This is a genomic window from Elioraea sp. Yellowstone (genome assembly GCF_006704265.1).
In the GTDB taxonomy this organism is placed as follows: domain Bacteria; phylum Pseudomonadota; class Alphaproteobacteria; order Acetobacterales; family Acetobacteraceae; genus Elioraea.
Genome location: NZ_VIKA01000009.1, coordinates 30,632 through 48,922, shown reverse-complemented (window position 1 = coordinate 48,922; position 18,291 = coordinate 30,632). Strand labels below are relative to the sequence as shown.

Here is an 18,291-nt window from a genome sequence, read left to right as displayed (position 1 = left end):
GGCGGGGCTCGCCCCGGCGGCCGTGGCCGCCTGGCAGACCGCCGCCGAGGCGCGCCACGGGGCTCTCGCGCCCTGGCTCGACGAGCGGGCGCGCGCGGGCTTCGTCCGCCGCGCCCATGGCGACCTGCATCTCGGCAATCTCTGTCTCTGGCAGGGCCGTCCAGTGCCCTTCGATGCGCTGGAGTTCGACGAGGAGCTCGCGACCATCGATCTCGGCTACGACCTCGCCTTCCTGCTGATGGACCTCGAGGCGCGGGCGGACCGGTCGGCGGCGAACCGGGTGCTGAACCGCTATGTCGCGCGCAGCGGCGACGTCGCGCTCGCGCGCGGCCTGCCGCTCTGGCTCTCCTGCCGGGCGATGGTGCGCGCGCATGTGCTGGCGCGGCTCGGCCAGGCGGAGACGCAGCACTACCTCGCCGCCGCGCGGGCGGCGCTCGATCCGCCGCCGCCGCGCCTGGTCGCGATCGGGGGGCTGCAGGGCACGGGCAAGACCACGCTCGCGCGCGCCCTCGCGCCGACGCTCGGCGCCGCGCCGGGCGCCCTGGTGCTGCGCTCGGACGAGATCCGCAAGCGCCTTGCCGGATGCGCGCCCGAGGACCGGCTGCCGCCCGAGGCCTACACGCGCGATGCGACCGCGGCGGTCTATGCCGCGCTCGAGGAGGGGGCGGCGACCGCGCTCGCCGGCGGCCATGCCGCGATCGCCGACGCGGTGTTCCTCGATCCCGGCGAGCGCGCGCGGATCGAGGCGGTCGCCTCGGCGGCCGGCATTCCCTTCACGGGTATCTGGCTCGAGGCGGCGCTGCCCGTGCTGGAGCAGCGGCTGGCCGCCCGGCGCGGCGATGCATCCGATGCCGATGCTGCCGTGCTGCGCCAGGCGGCTGTGCGCGATCCGGGACCGATCGGCTGGACCAGGCTGGACGCGGCCGACCCCCGTCTGCACGATCGTGCGCGGAGCCTGCTCGCGAGCCCGTGATGCGACCGCCTCCGGCGTGCTAGGATTCGCGCGGGAGACACGAATCTCGAGGGATGGCGCATGGCCTACCGCAAACTGCTGCTGCCGGTGATCGGCACCGAGGCCGGCGAGGCCGCGCTGGCGACCGCCTTCCTGGCCGCGCGCATCTGGAAGGCGCATGTGCACGGGCTGCATGTGCGGATCGATCCGCGCGACGTCGCTCCCCTCGCCGGCGAGGGTCTCTCGGGGGCGATGATCGAGGAGATGATGAGCGCCACCGAACGCGAGAGCGCGGAGCGCGCCAAGGGCGTGCAGGCGCTGTTCTCGCGCTACGTCGAGGAGCACGGCATCCCGATCGTCACCGACCCGGCGGCCGCCTTTACAGCCGGATCCGTGACCGCGAGCTTCGGCTCGGTGGTCGGGCGCGAGGAGGATGTGGTCGCGCAGCAGGCGCGGCTGTCGGACGTCGTCGTGCTCGCCCATCCGGAGGCCGGCGACGACGTCTCGACCTCGGATGCGCTGCATGCGGTGCTGTTCGACTCAGGCCGGCCGGTGATGGTGGCGCCCCGGTCGGCGCCGGGGCAGCTCGGCCGGAGGGTCTGCATCGGCTGGAACGGCACCGCCGAATCCGCGGCGGCGGTCGCCGGCGGCCTGCCCTGGATCGAGCGCGCCGAGTCGGTCACGGTCCTGCACGCCGAGGAGTATCAGCGTCGCGGTCCCGATGTGACCGGCCTCGTCGACTATCTCGCCTGGCATGGGGTCAAGGCGCAGACGCGGCAGTTCAAGCCCGTCAGCAACTCGGTGGGAGCCGGCCTGCTGGCCGCGGCCAAGGAGGCCGAGGCCGATCTGCTGATCATGGGCGCCTACAGCCACAGCCGGCTGCGCCAGCTCATCCTCGGCGGTGTCACGCGCCACGTGCTCGAACACGCCGACCTGACGCTGCTGATGAGCCGCTGATACCCGGCCGACAAAGGTTCGACCTTTGCCGGCCGGGCATCAGGCCTTGGTTGTGCGCGCGGCCGCCCCTTGAGCCCCGCGCGCCATACCCTCCGCACAAAGGTCAACCCCTTGTGCTCCGGGTATGAGGCCGATCAGCCGCGCAGCAGCCGCAGCGTCTCGATCGCGATCATGCGCTCCTCGTCGGTGGCGAGGCGCAGCACCCGGACACGGCTTTCCGGCGCGGAGATGGCCATGGCGCCACGGGCGTTCGCCGCTGCGTCGAGCGCGATGCCGAGCCAGTCCATGCCGTCGCAGACGGCGGCGCGGATGCGGGGACTGTTCTCGCCGATGCCGGCGGTGAAGACCAGCGCATCGAGCCCCCCGAGCACGGCCGCGAGCGCGCCCAACTCCCTGCGGATGCGATAGACGAAGTAGGCGATCGCCTCCGCCGCCTCGGCCGTGCCTGCCGCCTCCAGCGCGCGCATGTCGCTCGACAGGCCGGAGAGGCCCTTGAGCCCGCTCTCGTGGTAGAGGAGCCGCGTCAGGGCCGCCGCGTCGTAGCCCTCCGCGGCGATCAGGTGCAGCAGCACGCCCGGATCGATCTGGCCCGACCGCGTGCCCATCGGCAGGCCGTCCAGCGCCGTGAACCCCATCGTCGAGTCGATCGAACGCCCGCCGCGGAGCGCGCACATCGAGGCGCCGTTGCCGAGATGGGCGACGACCACGCGCCCGTCGGCGATCTCGGGCGCGACGTCACGCAACCGCATCGCGACATAGGCGTAGGACAGGCCGTGGAAGCCGTAGCGGCGGATACCGCGCGCATGGAACGCGCGCGGCAGGGCGAAGGTGTCGGCGACCCAGGGATGGCCGCGATGGAAGGCGGTGTCGAAGCAGGCCACCTGCATCACGCCGGGATGGAGCTCGGCCATGGCGTCGATGCCGGCGAGGTTGTGCGGCTGGTGCAGCGGCGCGAGCGGCGTCAGCGCCGCGAGCTCGGCCCGGACCGCCGGATCGATCACCACCGGGGCGGCGCGCGCCGCCCCGCCATGCACGACGCGATGCCCGATCGCAACGATTCGCCGATCCGCGGCCGCACGCGCGACCGCCGCGCCGATCGCCGCCAGCGCCGCGCGATGATCGCGCGGGCCCTCGCCCTGCGGCCAGGCCTGGTCGGCGACCGTCGTTCCGGCGGCGTCGCGCAGGAACAGCCGCGGCGCGAGCCCGATCGCCTCGACCTGGCCGGCGAGCAGCGAAGCGAGCGCGTCGTCGGCCGCGAAGAGCTCGATCTTGATCGAGGACGAGCCCGCGTTGACGACCAGGATCGCGTCGGTCACGCCGTGCCGTCCGTTCCCGGCACCGCCGACACGCCCGTCGTCTGCCAGTGCCGGTACAGCACCGCGAGCGCGGCCGAGGCGAGGCGCGCGCGCACGTCATCGGCCCGGCTGGTCAGCATCACCGGCACGGCCGCGCCGAGCACCAGCCCGGCCGCGTCCGCCTGGGCGACGAAGGTCAGGTTCTTGGCCAGCATGTTGCCCGCTTCGAGGTTCGGCACGACCAGGATCTCCGCCCGCCCGGCCACCAGCGAGGTGATGCCCTTGGTGCGCGCGGCGTCGAGGTCGATCGCATTGTCCATCGCCAGCGGACCGTCGACCAGCCCGCCGGTGATCTGGCCGCGATCCGCCATCTTCGACAGCACCGCTGCATCGACCGAGGAGGGGATCGAGGGATTCACCGTCTCGATCGCGCTCATCACCGCGACCTTCGGCTTGGCGATGCCGATCGCACGGGCGAGGTCGATCGCGTTCTGCGTGATGTCGGCCTTGGTCATCAGGTCGGGCAGGATGTTGATCGCCGCGTCGGTGACGATCAGCAGGTGATCGAGCACCGGCGCATCGAGCACGAAGGCATGGCTGATGCGGCGCTTGGTGCGCAGGCCCCCTTCGCGCTTCACGATCTCGGCGAGCAGCTCGTCCGAGTGCAGCGCTCCCTTCATCACCGCGCGCGCCCGATCCTCGTGGACGAGCTCGACCGCGCGCGCGGCCGAGGCATGGCTGTGCGGGGTGGCGACGATCTCGATGCCGGAGAGATCGAGACCGGTGGAAGCGGCGGCGGCCTCGATGCGCGCGGGCGGGCCGACCAGGATCGGCACGATCAGCTTGGCCTTCGCCGCCTCCAGCGCGCCGGCGAGGCTCGGCCCGTCGCAGGGATGGGCAACCGCGGTCGGCACCGGCGCAAGCGGCGCGCAGGCGGCGATCAGGGCGTCGAACTTGGCTTGGCGGTGCAGGGCGAGCCGGGGCAGGGCGGCGTCCTCGAGCGTGACGCGCCGCGCCGGCGCAACAACCTCGGCCTCCGCCTCCGCCACCACCTCGCCGCGCTGGTTCACCGCGCGGCCATCGAACACGATCACCGAGTCGGCGAGCTTCAGCTTCGCCGTCACGGTCGTCGTCAGGGTATCCCCGACGCGGGCGGGGGTAAGGAAGCGCACGCTTTGGCTGCGGTAGCGCGTGCCGGGGCCAGGCAGGCGGTTGCCGAGCACCGAGGAGAACAGCGCCGCGATCCACATGCCAGGCGCCACCGCCGGCTCATCGTCCCCCTCGCCCTGCCGGCCCGGCAGGTGGATCGGGTTGAGGTTGCCCGAGGCGTGCGCGAACAGCACGAGATCATCAGCCGTCAGCGTCCGCGTCTCGGACGCGCTGTCGCCGATCGCGATCTCGTCGTAGGTGCGGTTGACCGCCCGGCGCGGGGTCACGCGGCGCGCTCCGTCAGTCGGGCAGGGCGTTCAGCAGCGTCATCGCCAGGAACGCCTCGCCGGGCCGGCGGCCGGGGAAGTGGCGCTCGGCGATCTGCATGAGCCGCCCCGAGCGGGAAAGCTCGGCGATCACGCGGTCGGCCAGCACGCGCAGCGCGCGCGCACCGGGATGGATGCCGATCGCGTAGCTCTCCAGCGTCAGCGTCCGATCGGCGATCGCGAGCGACCCGGGGTCGGCGGCCTGGGCGCGCAGCGCGACCAGGATCTCGAGATCGGCGGCGTAGGCTTCGGTCAGCCCGGCGGTCAGCGCCGCCAGCCCGTCCTGGTGCGTCGCCGCCTCGACCATCTGGGCGTTCAGCGCGCCGTTCGCGATGAAGGCGCGCAGCGCGCGCTCGGTGGAGGTGCCGGCCAGCACGCCGATCCGCCGCGGCGGCTCTGCGGGCAGGCCGAGACCGCCGCCGCCGAGCGGCGGCAGCGCGATCGGGCTCGGGCCGATGCGGATCATCAGTCCCGCACCGGTGACGAAGGTCGGCAGCGAGAAGTCCACCCTGTCGGCGCGGCCGAGGGTGCGCGAGGTCGCCTCGCAGAGCAGGTCGATCCTGCCCTCGGCGAGCAGCGTCAGGCGATTGCCGGCATCGACCGCGACGTAGTCCGGGCGGATCGGGCGGCCGGCCCTGGCCGCGGCCGCCTCGACCACGGCAAGGCAGAGATCGACGCTGTAGCCCTCGTAGCGGCCCGGTGCGGCCGAGGCCGAGAAGGGGGGCGCATCCGCGCGCACGCCGAGCCTGAGCGTGCCGCGCGCGGCCGCCTCGTCGAGCGCATCCGCCAGCGTCGGGCCCGCGGGGAGGGCAAGGGCGAGGGCGGCGATGACAAGGCTGCGGGAGCGGCGCATGCGGACGATCCTGGCTGTTGGGCCGAGGCGAGAGTGCGCGGCAGGACGGCGGTCGTGCAAGCGCGCGGCGGTTACGCGGCGGCGCGGGCGGCGAGCCAGTCGAAGGCGGCGAGCGCATGCGCCTTGGCGACGTGCAGGAATTCCTCGACGGTCACGTGCTCGTCCGCCTGGCCCATCGTGACGGGGCTCGGGCCGTAGAGGAAGGCCGGCACGCCGGCCCAGCGCCAGTAGCGGCTGTCGGAGCCGCCGAGCGAGCAGCAGGGCACCGGGCGGGGCCTGCCGAGATCGCGCTCCACCACGTCGGCGAGGATGGCGACCATCGGGTCGGCCGGGTCGGCGAAGGAGGGCGGGTAGGAGTGGTCCTCGTCGATCGCGAGGCTGGCTTCGGGGAAGCGGGCGAGGATGCGGCGGACGTTCGCTTCCATCGCCGCGCGGTCGAGGCCGAAGGGGTAGCGGAACTCGCAGTGCAGCGTGCAGCGGTCGGGCAGCACGTTCACCTTCGATCCGCCCGCGATCACGCCGGCGTTGAACACCACCTGGCGTACGACCGCCGACGCGCCCTGGCCGAGCCCGGCATCGTGCGCGGCGATCACCGCGGGGTCGGCGAGTGCCCGCGCGACCGCCTCGGGCAGCGCGGGCTGGAAGCCGTGCAGGCCTTCGAAGGCGGTGACGATCGCACAGGCGAGCTTGATCGCGCTCGGCGAGAGATGGGGATAGCCGCCATGCGCGCCCTTGGTGCGCACGGCAACCGTCATGCGCAGCGTACCCTTCTCCATGAAGCGGATGTTGTTGATCCCCGACGGCTCGCCGTTCAGGCAGACATCGCCCTTCACCGCCTCGCCCAGCGTCTCGAACAGGTAGCGCGTGCCCCATCGCCCGCCCGTCTCCTCGTCGCTGACGGCGGTGAGCGTGACCCGTCCGGCGAGCGCGGGCGCGATCCGGGCGAGGGCCGCGAAGGCGATGGTGCTCGCGGCCGTGCCGGCCTTCATGTCGGCGGCACCCCGTCCGTAGAGCCGGCCGTCGCGCAGATCGCCCGACCAGCCGTTCGCGTCGTTGGGCGGGAAGACGTCCATGTGGCCGTTGAACACCAGATGCCCCCCCGGACGGGTGCCGGCGCAGGTCGCGACGATGTTCGGGAGCTCCGGCCGTGCCGCGTGGCTCTGGGGTGCCAGGCCGCGTTCGGCGAGGAAGCGCTCCAGCACGGCGGCGGCAGGGCGCGTATCCCCGGGCGGATTGGCCGAGGGTGCGCGCAGGAACGCCTGGAGCAGCGCGACCTGCTCCGCCTCGGTATCGCGCAGATGCGCAAGCAGCGCGCGGCGCTCCGCCGCCAGATCGGTCATGGCTCTTGGCCTCATCGACAGCCCTTGATGATCGTGCAGGTTAGGTCGACACTGCGCCGTCGTCACCCCGCAGGCACGATAACCCACCGCAACGGATCACCGCATGAACGCGATGCCGCCGCAACCGCCCGACGCCCAGGCGACCGAACGGGCGCTGCGCGAGGATCTCGCCGCCGCCTATCGCCTGATCGCCCGGTTCGGCATGGACGATCTGATCTTCACCCATCTCTCCGCCCGTCTGCCGGGTCCTGGCGAACCGCGCTTCCTGATCAACCCCTACGGCATGCTGTTCAGCGAGATCACCGCCTCGTCGCTGGTGGTGATCGACGTCGCGGGCAACCCGATCGGCGACAGTCCCTGGCCGGTGAACCCCGCGGGCTTCGTCATCCACTCCGCGATCCACATGGGCCGGCCGGATGCGCATTGCGTGATGCACACCCACACCCTGGCTGGCATGGCGGTGGCGGCGACCGCGGACGGCATCCTGCCGCTCAACCAGATGTCGATGGAGTTCGCGGGCCGCGTCCCGGTGCACGAGTACGAGGGCATCGCCGCGGACGACAACCTCTCCGAGCGCGACCGCCTGGTGCGCGACCTCGGCGACGCGCCGGGGATGCTCTTGCGCAACCACGGCCTGCTGACGGTCGGGCGGACGGTCGCCGAGGCGTTCTATTACATGTACTACCTGGAGATGGCGTGCCGGATCCAGGTGGCCGCAACGTCGATGAACCGTCCGCTGTCGATGCCGCCGCCGGAGGTGGTGGCGCGCACCCGGGCGCAGTTCACCGCCCCGGACAACAAGGGCTGGCGGCCCTGGGCGGCGCTGCGCCGCCTGCTCGACCGCGAAGACCCGGGCTACCGCGACTGATGGCGGCCCTGCAGCACAGCCTGACGGTCCGGCGCCTCGCCAAGCATTACGGCCAGACGCGCGCGGTCGACGACGTCACGTTGACGATCGGACGCGGCGAGTTCGTCACGCTGCTCGGGCCGTCGGGGTCGGGCAAGACGACGATCCTGATGGCGATCGCGGGCTTCGTGCAGCCGACCGCGGGCGACATCCTGCTCGACGAGACGCCGATCACGCCGCTGCCGCCGGAGCGGCGCAATTTCGGCATGGTGTTCCAGGGCTACGCCCTCTTTCCGCACATGACGGTGGCGGAGAACGTGCACTTCCCGCTCCGGGTACGCAACGTCGCCCGCGCCGAGGCCGAGCGCCGCGTCGCCGAGGCGCTCGATCTGGTGCAGCTCGGTCCCCTGAAGGATCGCCGTCCGAGCCAGCTCTCGGGCGGGCAGCAGCAGCGTGTGGCGCTCGCCCGCGCGCTGGTGTTCCAGCCCGCGCTGCTGCTGCTCGACGAGCCGCTCTCCGCGCTCGACAAGAAGCTGCGCGCCGAGCTGCAGGTGGAGCTGAAGGCGCTGCACCGCCGCGTCGGACTGACCTTCATCTACGTCACGCACGACCAGGAGGAGGCGCTGTCGATGTCCGACAGCATCGCCATCCTGCGCGACGGCCGGCTGGTGCAGGAGGGACCGCCCGGCCAGCTCTACGAGCGTCCGGCCACCCGCTTCGTCGCCGACTTCCTCGGCAAGTCGAACTTCCTCGAGGGCCGGATCATCGAACGCCGCGCCGACGGCTTCGCCTACGCGGTCGATGGCGCGCGCTTCCTGCAGGACGGGCCGGCACCGCCAGGCGAGACGGTCCTGATCGCACTTCGCCCGGAGAAGATCGCCATCGCCGCGGACGGCGAGGCGGCGGCGAACACGGTCGAGGGCACGATCGCGGCGTGGTCGTATTTCGGCACCTCCTTCGCGCTCGTCGTCGCGACCGGTGCCGGGACGTTCCAGGTGACGGTGCCGGCCTGGCGCTGCCCGGTCGAGCCGGCGGAAGGGCGGCGCGTCCGCCTCGCCTGGCCGGCCGACGCCTCCGTGCCGGTGGTGCCGGACTGATGACGACCCTCGCCGCCACGCTGCCGCGGACGGCGCCGCAGACGCGCCTGCTCGGCGCATCCCTCTCGTGGTGGCTGCTGATCGCGCCGGCCGTCATCCTGATGCTGGCGTTCTACGCCTTCCCGCTGGCCGAGGTGCTGTGGATCTCCTTCACCGAGCCCGAGCCGGGCTTCGGCAACTACGAGCGCCTGCTCACCAGTCCGGCCTTGCAGCGCGTCTGGATGACGACGCTCAGGATCTGCGTGATCACCACCGCGATCACGCTGGTGGCGGGCTATGTCGTCGCCTATGCGCTCGTCTCGGCGCCGCCGCGGATCCAGCGCTGGATGTTCGTCTGCGTGCTGCTGCCGCTCTGGATCAGCGTGCTGGTGCGCGCCTTCGCCTGGGTGACGCTGCTGCGCAGCCAGGGCGTGGTGAACGAGGCGCTGGTCGCGGTCGGCCTGATCGACCGGCCCCTGAGGCTGATCTGGAACGAGTTCGGCATCGCCGTCGGCATGGTGCATTACATGATCCCCTATGCCGTGCTGCCGCTCTATGCCTCGATGCGCGACATCGACCCGCGGCTGGTGCCGGCCGCGCGCGGGCTCGGCGCGACGCGGTTCGAGGCGTTCCGGCGCGTGTTCCTGCCGCTGACCAAGCCCGGCATCGTCGCCGCGACCGTGCTGGTGTTCATCTTCTCGCTCGGCTTCTACGTCACGCCGGCGATCCTGGGCGGCGGGCGGACGCTGATGGTGGCGGAGTACATCAAGCTCCAGATCCTCGACCTGATCCGCTGGGGGGTCGGCACGATGATGGCGTCCACGCTCCTGGCCGCGGTGGTGCTGGTGCTCGCGATCTTCGCGCGCATCGTCGACTTCCGCCGCCTGTTCGGCAGCCGGCACTGAGATGGACCGCTCCGCCCAGGCCGGCCCCGCCGCCAACGTGCTCGCCTGGTCGGTGCTGCTGTTCCTGCTGCTGCCGATCACGGTCGTCTTCCCGCTCAGCGTGACCGACCAGCGCTTCCTGTCGCTGCCCTACGAGGCGCCGAGCCTGCAGCACTACGTCACCTTCTTCACCTCCGAGCGCTGGCTCACCAGCACCTGGCAGAGCCTGGTGATCGCGGTGTTCTCGACCGTGCTCGCGGTCGCGACCGGCACGCTCTGCGCGATCGGCTGCTGGAAGCTCTCGACCCGGCTGACCGATCTCGTGCGCGTGCTGATGCTGCTGCCGATCATCGTGCCCTCGATCGTCTATGCGCTCGGCATCTACCGGCTCTGGATCCGGCTCGATCTGCTCGACACCTATCTCGGCATCATCCTGGTGCACGGCGTCACCGGCATCCCCTATGTGATGATCACGGTCTCGGCGACGCTCGCGAACTTCGATCCGAGGCTCGAGCAGGCGGCGCGCAGCATGGGCGCCAACCTGTCGCAGACGCTGCGCTGGGTGATCATGCCGCGGGTGATGCCGGGCATCGCCTCGGGCGCGATCTTCGCCTTCATCCATTCCTGGGACGAGGCGGTGCTGATCCTCTTCATCGCCAGCCGCGCGCTGTTCACCCTGCCGCGGCGGATGTGGGACGGCATCAACGAGAACCTCGATCCGGTGATGGCGGTGGCGGCCTGCGTGATGATGCTGCTGTCGATGCTGCTGCTCGCGGGTGATCTGTGGCTGCGGAGGAAGCGGGACGAATGACCGAACTGAGCGCGGCGCAACGCGCGGCGGCATCCTGGGTGGCGGCGAACGCGGCCTCGCTCTCGGCCGATCACCTGCATCTCTGGCGCCTCGCCGAGCCGTCCTGGCGGGAATACCGCTCCGCCGCCTGGTTCGTGGATCGGCTCAGGCGCGAGGGCTTCGCGGTGGAGGCGGGCACCGCGGGGATGCCGACGGCGTTCCGCGCCACCTGGACCGCGCCCGGCACGAAGGCGGGCGCGCCGGTGCTCGCCACCATCGCCGAGTACGACGCCGTGCCCGGCACCAGCCAGGAGCCGGTGGCGCGGCGCGAGCCGCGGGCGGGGACGCACCTGCACACGGCGGGCCACACCGATCCGCACTCGGCGCTGGGCATCGGCGCGCTCGCCGGCACGCTTGCGGCCAAGCACGCGATGGAGAGGCATGGCCTGCACGGCACGCTGGTGCTGATGGGGGAACCTGCCGAGAAGATGTGCGGCTCCAAGCCGGTGCACGCGGCGCACGGCTACTACGACCAGTTCACCGCGGCGATCTCCTGGCACCCGACCTCCTTCCTCGCGCTCGCCAACTCCTGCCTGTGGGACACGCACTGCGCCACCTACTGGTCGCGCATCTACACCTTCGAGTGCCTGGAACCGGAGACCTGGTCGTCCGCGATCGCGCGCACGGGCGTGCACTCCTCGCACTCGGTCAGCCGCGCGCCCGGCGCGATCGACGCGGTCTGCCTGATGTACACGGCGGCCAAGTACCTGAAGGAGAACATGCTGCCGCACCAGGGCGCATGGTCGCTGAACGAGGCGATCCTGCAGGCCGGACAGGCGACGGCCGACAACCTGCCGCCCGGGCTCGCGGTGATCCAGTACGCGCTGCGCGCGCCGACCATCGAGATGCAGGAGCGGGTCTGGGCGGTTCTGGACCGGAACGCCGACCATGTCGCGGCGATGACCCACTGCACCGTGCGCAAGGACTGGGTGACGAAGACGCGGCCGGGCCTGCCCAACCACGCGATCGCACGGGCGACCTTCGACGTCTTCGCCGCCCTCGGCCCGCCACGCTATTCGGGGGAGGCGGTCGCCTTCGCGAACGAGCTGCGCACAGCCTGCGGCGCCGAACCGGTGCCCGATCCGTTCCCGCCCGAGATCCAGCGCCTCTGCCCGCCCGAGGACGCCGAGGCCGCGCTGCGCGCGCATCTGCCGCCCTGGCAGAAGAACTATACCTCCGACGACTACACCGACTGGACCTGGCACTGCCCGACCGCGCGGCTCTATGTCGGGCGGGCGCAGCTCCGGGTCGATGCGCCGGGGCGGAACTGGCCCGACTGGACGCGCCACGCCATGGGCGGGCATCCGGCCTGCATCGACCCGATGTGGCTGAAGGCGGCCGAGGTGACCGGTGCGACCTTCGTCGGGCTGCTCGAACAGCCCGCGCTCCTGGAGCAGGCGCGGGCCGAGTTCGTCGAACGCACGGGCGGCGGCATCGGCGGCACCAGGTGGCTGGCGCCGTTGCTGCCGAAGGATTTCGCCGCCCCCATCCACTACCGCTGGCCGGAATACGTCGAGACCGCACGCGGTCCCGAATACACCGTCCCCGCGCCACGCTGATCCGGCAACGAAACCGAGGAGGAACGGTCGTGTCGATCATGACCGAGGGCGAGTTCCGCTACAACATGCTGATCAAGGCCTTCCCGTCGCGGCCCAGCCCGGGCTTCGAGGACGCGGGCGAGCAGCAGGCGGTGTGGGGCCGGCGCTGGGGCTGCACGAACGACGTGGGCCGGCTGCGCATGGTGCTGATGCACCGCCCGGGCGACGAGCTGAAGATGGTCGATCCGGCGAAGCGGATCGAGCATCTCGGCGCCTATGGCGACCCCGAGACGGGCTGGTACTGGCGCGGCCGCGAGATCCCCGACATCGCCACCCAGCAGGCCCAGCACGACGGGCTGGTGGCCGCGCTGCGCGAGGAGGGGGTCGAGGTGGTGTTCCTCGACCGCTGCGCGCCCGGCAAGATGAAGTCGGTCTATACGCGCGACCAGGTGATCGCGGTCGATGGCGGGGCGATCGTCTGCCGCATGGGCGCGCCGATCCGCCGCGGCGAGGAGGCGCCGGCGACCGAGACGCTGGCGCGGATCGGCATGCCGATCCTGCGCACCATCCACGGTACCGGCATCATGGAGGGGGGATCCTTCGCCTTCATCACGCCGAAGGTCGCGGTGGTGGGGCTCTCGTCGCGCGTCAACGAGGCAGGCGCGGATCAGGTGGAAGAGGTGCTGCGCGTGCAGGGGGTGGAACTCCTGCGCGTGCATCTGACCGGCTATCGCCTGCACATCGACGGTGCCTTCGTGATGATCGACGTGGACACCGCGATCATCAACCCGGTGCAGCTCCCCTACTGGTTCCTCGAGAAGCTCAAGGAGCTGGGGATCCGCACCATCGAGGTGCATCCCGACGATCCGGTCTGGACGATCAACTGCCTCGCCGTCGCGCCCGGCCGCGTGCTGATGGCGGACGCGGTGAGCCCCTACACGGCGGAGGCGCTGGACAAGGCCGGGATCAGCGTGCGCATCGTGCCCTACAGCGCGGTCTATCAGGGCGGCGGCGGCATCCACTGCTCGACCGCGCCGCTGGTGCGCGACCCGATCTAGCCGGACGGCTGCGGGCGGTTCCACGGCATGGCCGCGAGCAGGCGCGCCATGCCGCAGAACCCGGTGATGCCGGCGAACACCAGGCCTGCGCCGGCGAAGGCGGGCAGGGCGAGGAACCAGGGCGAGGCGGCCCAGGCGAGCGCGAGCCCTGCGAGGATCATCGTGCCGACCGCGATCTGGACCTGGCGCTGGAGTTCCAGCGGCGCCCTCGGGTCGCGATGCACCGGCAGCCCCGCCGCCTTCCAGGCCTCGATGCCACCCCTCAGCAGGTAGGCCTCGGGGAAGGCGCGCGCGAACAGCCGCGCGGCATGGGCGGCCGTGCGGTTGCCGCTGCGGCAGGTGAACACCACCGCCTTGCCGGCCTCCCCCTCCAGATCGTGGCGGTCCCAGGCGGCGAGCGGCACGAGCCGTGCACCCCGGATGTGCTCCCGCGCGTATTCGTCGGGGTCGCGGATGTCGATCAGCACCGCGCTGCCCTCATCGAGACGACGTTTCAGCTCGGCAGGTTCGATGAACTGCGCCATGGTGGCCTCCTCGGAGCGGCCGCCGGCCGTGGTACGATCATGGTCGGCGCCGGACACCGCCGTTGACGCCAGCCTAGCCCGATCCTTACCTTCGATACAACGAAGATATCGGGAGCCAGCCATGACCGCTCGTCCCAACCGTCCCGAGGTCCGCACCTTCTTCCATGAGCCGACCAACACGGCGGCCCACCTGGTCTGGGATCCGACCACGAAGGCGGCGGCCATCATCGACTCGGTGCTCGACTACGATGCGGCCGCCGGCCGCACGGACACCGCCTTCGCTGATCGGATCCTGGCCGGCGTCGCGGAGGAGGGGGTGCAGGTCGCCTGGATCCTGGAGACCCACGCGCATGCCGACCACCTCTCCGCCGCGCCGTATCTGAAGGACCGCACCGGCGCGCCGATTGGCATGGGCAGCCGCATCGTCGAGGTGCAGAGGGTGTTCCGGCCGATCTTCCACGCGACCGACCTCAACCCCGATGGCGGCCAGTTCGACCGGCTGTTCGACGACGAGGAGACCTTCCCGCTCGGCAACCTGACCGTGCGCGTGCTGCACACGCCGGGCCACACGCCGGCCTGCGCCACCTATGTGATCGGCGATGCGGCCTTCGTCGGCGACACGCTGTTCATGCCCGACTACGGCACCGCGCGGGCCGACTTCCCGGGCGGTGATGCGCGCACGCTCTACCGCTCGATCCGGCGGGTGCTGTCGCTGCCGCCCGCCACGCGGCTGTTCCTCTGCCACGACTACAAGGCGAAGGGGCGCGACCACTATGCGTGGGAGACCACCGTGGCCGAGGAACGTGCCGCCAACGTGCATGTCCACGACGGCATCACCGAGGACGAGTTCGTGGCGATGCGCGAGGCGCGCGACCGGACGCTGAAGATGCCGGCGCTCATCATCCCCTCGATCCAGGTGAACATGCGCGCGGGCCGGATGCCGCCGCCCGAGGCGGACGGCAACGTCTACCTGAAGATCCCGGTGAACCGGCTGTGAACGACAGCCGGATCCTCGTCTGTCCCGCCTGTGGGACGCTCAATCGCGTCCCGCTGTCGCGGCTCGGCGATCGGCCGATCTGCGGGTCATGCCGCGCGTCCCTGCTGCCGGCTGCGCCGATCGAGCTGGATGGCCCTCGGCTCGAGCGCTTCCTCGCCAAGGACGAGCTGCCCCTCCTGCTCGATCTCTGGGCCCCGTGGTGCGGCCCCTGCCGGGTCTTCGCCCCGGTCTTCGCGGCGGCGGCAGCGCGTCTGCCAAGGATCCGCTTCGCCAAGCTCGACACCGAGGCGCATCCGGAGGTGGCGGCGCGGTTCGGTGTGCGCGCGATCCCGACGCTGGTCGCCTTCCGCGCCGGCAGGGAGGTTGCGCGGCGCTCCGGCGCCATGCCGGCCTCGGAACTGCTGCACTTCGCGTCCTCCCTCTCGGACTGAGGGGGCTCGACGTGCAGGCCTCGGCGCGGCACCGTGCGCGTGCCAATCGCACGGAGATGCCGCATGATCACGCATGACCAGGCCCTGCTCGCCGCCCTCGCCAAGATCGACACGCCGACCATCTGCAATGCGCTCGAGGAGCTGGTCTCGCCGCGGCAGCTGATCCGCTTCACCACGCGGCCCTTCGTGCACAACGACCATCCGGATGCGATCTTCGTCGGCTATGCGCGCACCGCGATGATCCGGGCCGAGAACCCCTCGGCGATGAGCCCGGCCGAGCGCAACGCGCTCCGCGTGACCTATTACGAGCATGTCGCCACCGCAGAGCCCGGTCCGAACATCGCCGTGATCCAGGATCTCGACTCCACGCCCGGCACCGGCGCCTTCTGGGGCGAGGTGCAGACCACCATCCACAAGGCGCTCGGCGTCGCGGGCTGCGTGACCAACGGATCGATCCGCGACCTCGCGATGATGGCGAAGGGCTTCCCGATCATCGCGGGGATGATCAACCCGAGCCATGCCTTCGTGCATGTGGTGGCGGTTGGCACCACCGTCAGCATCCACGGCATGACGGTGCATGACGGCGAGCTGATCCACGCGGATCGCCACGGCGCGGTCGTCATCCCGCATGAGGTCGCGGCCAGGGTGCCGGCGGCGGTCGAGCTCTGCGCGCGGCGCGAGAAGGTGATCCTGGATGCCGCCAGGGCACCGGGATTCGGGATCGCGACGCTGCGCGAGGCACTGAGGAAGATGGCGGAGATCCACTGAACGGGAAGGGCGCGGGCGAGGAGGCGCCCGCGCCCTGCGCCGGTCAGTACGGGCCGGCCGTCCTGGCGGCGGCAGTCTCGCCGCCCCGGGCCGCCGCGACCGCGGCCTTGGCGGCGTTCGCGAGCAGGGCGGTGTCGGCGAGGATGGTGGCGAACTGGTAGCCGAGCCCGAACATGCGCTTCGCACCCTCCGGGCTGCCGGTGTGGATGCCGGCGATCACGCCATGCTTCTTCGCTGCCGCCGCGATCCGCCTGATCTCGCCGAGCGTCTTCTCGCTGGTCGGATCGCCCACCGGCTGCTCGCCGATCGCGAGCGCCAGGTCGGCCGGGCCGACATAGATCGCGTCCAGTCCCGGCGTCGAGAGGATCGCGTCGAGATTGTCGAGCGCGCCCTTCGTCTCGATCATCGCGAAGGTGATGACGGTGTCGTTGGCGTTCTTCCAGTAGTCGGCCCCTGCATACCAGTTGGCCCGCGTCGGCCCGAAGCTGCGATAGCCCTTGGGCGGGTAGCGGCAGGCCTGGACGAAACGCTCGCACTCCTCCCGGTTGTTCACCATCGGGCAGATGATGCCGAAGCAGCCGGCATCCAGCATCTTCATGATGATGCCGGGCTCGTTCCAGGGCACGCGCGCGAGCGGGGTGATCGGACTTGTGGAGATCGCCTGCAGCATGCCGACGGCGGCATCGTAGTGCACGAGGCCGTGCTGGAGATCGACGGTCAGGCTGTCCCAGCCGCCCTGCACCATCGCCTCGGTCGCAACCCCGTGCGGGATGCCGAGCCAGCCGTTCACGGCATGGCCGCCCGAACTCCAGATCTCGCGTATCCTGTTGGCGCGCACGCGCGTCCTCCCTTCCTGGCCGAACCACCGGGCGGCGCGGGATGCGCCGGCGCTGCGGGGCGGGCGCATCTGATCGCATCGGCGCGGGGTCGCCAAGGCTGCGAACTGATGTCTCAGGCATGCATTCAGGCGATTGCGGCTTCCAGGCGGCGCCGTTACAGTCAGGACTACTCAACAGGCCGCCCCCGCATGCTGCGCGTGCGAGGAGAAGGGGCCGGCTGATCGGGAGCCAAGGAAGGGAGAAACCATGGCCAAGCATTCCGTCTCGCGCCGCACGCTGCTCAAGGCCGGCGCGGCCGGCACCGCCGCGGCGGCCCTGCCGCTCGTCAATGTCCACGGCCAGGCGGCGGGCGGCACGCTCGCGATCGGCTTCTGGGACCACTGGGTGCCGGGCGCCAACGACACGCTGACCAAGATCGCCCAGGAATGGGCGCAGAAGAACCGGGTCGAGCTGAAGATCGACTACATCACCTCGAACGGCAACAAGCTGCGGTTGACCGCGCAGGCCGAGGCCCAGGCCCGCACCGGACACGACATGTTGGCCTTCGCGACCTGGGACGTGAACATCCACCAGCGCAACCTCGAGCCGGTGGATGACTTGGTTGCTGATCTCGTCAGGCAGTACGGCCCGATCAACTCGATCGCCGAGTATCTCGGCAAGATCGACGGCAAGTGGCGCGCCGTGCCGACCACGGTCGGCAGCCAGCTCAAGCCGCCGCATGTCCGGATGGATCTCTTCAAGCAGCACGCCGGGCTCGACATGCAGGCGATGTTCCCGGGAGGGCCCGAAGGGCGCGACCCGGCGAAGATCGCGGCCTGGGACTGGGAGGCGTTCCTGGTCGCGGCCGAGAAGCTGAACAAGGCGGGCCACCCGTTCGGCCTGCCGCTCGGCTCGTTCTCGGACGCGATCGACTGGGTCGGCGCACTGTTCCGCAGCTTCAACGCCGTGCTGGTGACCGAGAAGGGCGACATCGTCGTCAAGACCGACCCCGGCACGAGGGCCGCCCTCGAGTACATGAAGCGGCTTTGCCAGCACCTGCCGTCGGACGTGTTCGCCTGGGACGACGCCTCGAACAACCGCGCCTACATCGCCGGCCGGGCGAGCCTGATCCTGAATCCGCCCTCGGCCTGGGCGGTGGCGAAGCGCGATGCGCCGCAGATCGCCGAGCAGACCTGGTACATCCAGATGCCGAAGGGACCGGCCGGGCGCTTCGTCGGCGACCTGCGCTACTTCCACGGCATCTGGTCCTTCAGCCGGCAGAAGAACGCGGCCAAGGACCTGATCCGGCACATCTCGCAGCGCGAGAACGCCGAGCGGCTGGTGGCGGCAAGCCTCGGCTACGACCTGCCGCCCTTCGCCAGCCAGTTCGACTTCGCGACCTGGCGCGACGAGGGGCCGCCCAAGGGGCTGCTCTACAACTACACGCCGCGTGACGACACGCAGCCGAACATCTCCGGCTATCCGTCGGAGAAGTCGATCGCCGCGCAGATGTACAACCAGGCGACGTTCACGAACATGATCGCCCGCTTGGTCCAGCGCAACGAGGCGATGGACAGCGTGCTGTCCTGGGCCGCGAACGAACTGGAAGGCTTCCAGCGCGGCTGACA

General features: G+C 71.2%; 18 protein-coding genes. 12 read left to right on the top strand and 6 right to left on the bottom strand.

The window, feature by feature from the left end:
* Positions 1 to 973, top strand: a 973-nt coding sequence (locus FK498_RS03065) for a bifunctional aminoglycoside phosphotransferase/ATP-binding protein (protein ID WP_141851411.1), incomplete at its 5' end; no start/stop codon positions are given.
* A 60-nt stretch (positions 974 to 1,033) separates the two neighbouring features.
* A complete protein-coding gene (locus FK498_RS03060) occupies positions 1,034 to 1,909 on the top strand; it encodes a universal stress protein (protein ID WP_141851409.1) in 876 nt (291 codons plus the stop codon).
* Positions 1,910 to 2,043: 134 nt separating this feature from the next.
* Here the strand turns inward: FK498_RS03060 and FK498_RS03055 are convergent, their stop codons facing one another.
* The 4 genes from FK498_RS03055 to FK498_RS03040 form a co-directional block, all read right to left on the bottom strand.
* Entirely contained in the window at positions 2,044 to 3,225 is a 1,182-nt protein-coding gene (locus tag FK498_RS03055) for an acetate/propionate family kinase (RefSeq protein ID WP_141851407.1), read from the bottom strand.
* Positions 3,222 to 4,640 carry a bifunctional enoyl-CoA hydratase/phosphate acetyltransferase gene (locus FK498_RS03050; protein ID WP_141851406.1) on the bottom strand — a complete coding sequence of 473 codons (1,419 nt, stop codon included), beginning with the start codon at positions 4,638 to 4,640 and terminating at the stop codon, positions 3,222 to 3,224. The genes FK498_RS03055 and FK498_RS03050 overlap by 4 nt, the downstream gene beginning before the upstream one ends.
* A 13-nt stretch (positions 4,641 to 4,653) precedes the next feature.
* On the bottom strand, positions 4,654 to 5,532 hold the full coding sequence (locus tag FK498_RS03045) for a transporter substrate-binding domain-containing protein (RefSeq protein ID WP_141851404.1): 879 nt from the start codon (positions 5,530 to 5,532) through the stop codon (positions 4,654 to 4,656).
* 71 nt (positions 5,533 to 5,603) lie between these two features.
* A complete protein-coding gene (locus FK498_RS03040) occupies positions 5,604 to 6,872 on the bottom strand; it encodes a M20/M25/M40 family metallo-hydrolase (RefSeq protein ID WP_141851402.1) in 1,269 nt (422 codons plus the stop codon).
* A 103-nt stretch (positions 6,873 to 6,975) separates the two neighbouring features.
* Here FK498_RS03040 and FK498_RS03035 point away from each other — a divergent pair, with 103 nt between their 5' ends.
* Genes FK498_RS03035 through FK498_RS03010 form a run of 6 tightly spaced genes read left to right on the top strand, consistent with a single transcriptional unit; the run spans position 6,976 to position 13,125 of the window.
* Positions 6,976 to 7,740, top strand: coding sequence for a class II aldolase/adducin family protein (locus FK498_RS03035; protein ID WP_141851401.1), 765 nt, complete (start codon positions 6,976 to 6,978; stop codon positions 7,738 to 7,740).
* Positions 7,740 to 8,816: an ABC transporter ATP-binding protein gene (locus FK498_RS03030; RefSeq protein ID WP_141851398.1), complete on the top strand. Its 1,077-nt coding sequence runs from the start codon at positions 7,740 to 7,742 to the stop codon at positions 8,814 to 8,816. Before FK498_RS03035 ends, FK498_RS03030 begins: the two co-directional genes overlap by 1 nt.
* Positions 8,816 to 9,700 carry an ABC transporter permease gene (locus FK498_RS03025; protein ID WP_141851396.1) on the top strand — a complete coding sequence of 295 codons (885 nt, stop codon included), beginning with the start codon at positions 8,816 to 8,818 and terminating at the stop codon, positions 9,698 to 9,700. Before FK498_RS03030 ends, FK498_RS03025 begins: the two co-directional genes overlap by 1 nt.
* Position 9,701: 1 nt before the next feature.
* Positions 9,702 to 10,490, top strand: coding sequence for an ABC transporter permease (locus FK498_RS03020; RefSeq protein WP_141851394.1), 789 nt, complete (start codon positions 9,702 to 9,704; stop codon positions 10,488 to 10,490).
* Positions 10,487 to 12,088: an amidohydrolase gene (locus FK498_RS03015; RefSeq protein ID WP_141851392.1), complete on the top strand. Its 1,602-nt coding sequence runs from the start codon at positions 10,487 to 10,489 to the stop codon at positions 12,086 to 12,088. The genes FK498_RS03020 and FK498_RS03015 overlap by 4 nt, the downstream gene beginning before the upstream one ends.
* Positions 12,089 to 12,126: 38 nt before the next feature.
* Positions 12,127 to 13,125 (top strand): dimethylarginine dimethylaminohydrolase family protein, encoded by a 999-nt coding sequence (locus FK498_RS03010; RefSeq protein ID WP_237560817.1) that lies wholly within the window; start codon positions 12,127 to 12,129, stop codon positions 13,123 to 13,125.
* On the opposite strand, the gene FK498_RS03005 is transcribed toward FK498_RS03010, so the two are convergent.
* The gene (locus tag FK498_RS03005; RefSeq protein ID WP_141851388.1) at positions 13,122 to 13,649 is read right to left on the bottom strand and encodes a rhodanese family protein; all 528 of its coding nucleotides are present in this window, start codon (positions 13,647 to 13,649) and stop codon (positions 13,122 to 13,124) included. The two genes, FK498_RS03010 and FK498_RS03005, sit on opposite strands and share 4 nt — an antisense overlap.
* A 121-nt stretch (positions 13,650 to 13,770) precedes the next feature.
* Between FK498_RS03005 and FK498_RS03000 the strand changes: the two genes are divergently transcribed.
* From FK498_RS03000 to FK498_RS02990, 3 genes are all read left to right on the top strand, one after another.
* Complete coding sequence (locus FK498_RS03000) at positions 13,771 to 14,646, top strand: MBL fold metallo-hydrolase (protein WP_141851386.1); 876 nt, start codon at positions 13,771 to 13,773, stop codon at positions 14,644 to 14,646.
* On the top strand, positions 14,643 to 15,077 hold the full coding sequence (gene trxC, locus FK498_RS02995) for a thioredoxin TrxC (RefSeq protein WP_141851384.1): 435 nt from the start codon (positions 14,643 to 14,645) through the stop codon (positions 15,075 to 15,077). The genes FK498_RS03000 and trxC overlap by 4 nt, the downstream gene beginning before the upstream one ends.
* Before the next feature lie 63 nt (positions 15,078 to 15,140).
* Positions 15,141 to 15,845 carry an RraA family protein gene (locus FK498_RS02990; protein WP_141851382.1) on the top strand — a complete coding sequence of 235 codons (705 nt, stop codon included), beginning with the start codon at positions 15,141 to 15,143 and terminating at the stop codon, positions 15,843 to 15,845.
* 43 nt (positions 15,846 to 15,888) lie between these two features.
* Here the strand turns inward: FK498_RS02990 and FK498_RS02985 are convergent, their stop codons facing one another.
* On the bottom strand, positions 15,889 to 16,683 hold the full coding sequence (locus FK498_RS02985) for an HpcH/HpaI aldolase/citrate lyase family protein (RefSeq protein ID WP_141851380.1): 795 nt from the start codon (positions 16,681 to 16,683) through the stop codon (positions 15,889 to 15,891).
* A 247-nt stretch (positions 16,684 to 16,930) separates the two neighbouring features.
* Here FK498_RS02985 and FK498_RS02980 point away from each other — a divergent pair, with 247 nt between their 5' ends.
* Complete coding sequence (locus FK498_RS02980) at positions 16,931 to 18,289, top strand: ABC transporter substrate-binding protein (protein ID WP_141851378.1); 1,359 nt, start codon at positions 16,931 to 16,933, stop codon at positions 18,287 to 18,289.
* Positions 18,290 to 18,291 lie beyond the last annotated feature (2 nt).